Here is a 569-nt window from a genome sequence, read left to right as displayed (position 1 = left end):
ACCGACCGCCTGCACTCCTCCCTGAGCTACCAGTCGCCGATCGACTACGAGGCCCAGTACCGTAATGACGCCGCCTCAACACCGGAGGTGGCCTAACCGAGGTCTCCATCCAGACCAGGACGGTTCAATCACGTGCAGCACCACCGACGCCCCGGCCGGCACCGGCAACCCCGGCCGCACCGGCGCGGCCGGCTCGGCATCAGCACTGCCCCGCGCCGGTGCGGCGGGCTCGACCTGTCCGGTGGTGGTGCGGGTGGGGCAGTCGGCGGTGGTGCAGGCGCAGGTGAACGGGAGACCGTCGCGTAGGGCGTCGAGGGCGTCGGCGCGGCGTTGGAGCAGGGTGCGGGGATCGGCCGGGCAGACCGCGCTGGCCATCGCCGAGAGTTTGGTGTCCCAGGCCGCGGCCTGGGTGGCGCTCATCCGGGCCCGCAGCCAGCCCATCCCGTCCAGCCCGGTCTCGACGTGCACCGCGCGTTCGTCGTAGGCCTTCTGCCGGCGGTGTTTGGCCGCGTCGGGGTCCAGCGCGATCACCTCGGCGTCGATGGCGTCGATGACGCTCTTGCGGGACC

The 569-nt window shown here is 72.4% G+C and carries 1 protein-coding gene; it reads right to left on the bottom strand.

What is annotated here, in order from left to right; translation table 11 throughout:
* Positions 1-75: 75 nt before the first annotated feature.
* On the bottom strand, positions 76-569 hold a 494-nt coding region (locus tag ASJ79_RS25420), incomplete at its 5' end, for a DUF222 domain-containing protein (RefSeq protein WP_156448648.1).

This window comes from Mycobacterium sp. NAZ190054, from assembly GCF_001545925.1.
Classification (GTDB): Bacteria; Actinomycetota; Actinomycetes; order Mycobacteriales; family Mycobacteriaceae; genus Mycobacterium.
Note: the sequence above shows the minus strand (reverse complement) of the source record. Positions and strands in the feature narration are given on the sequence as shown.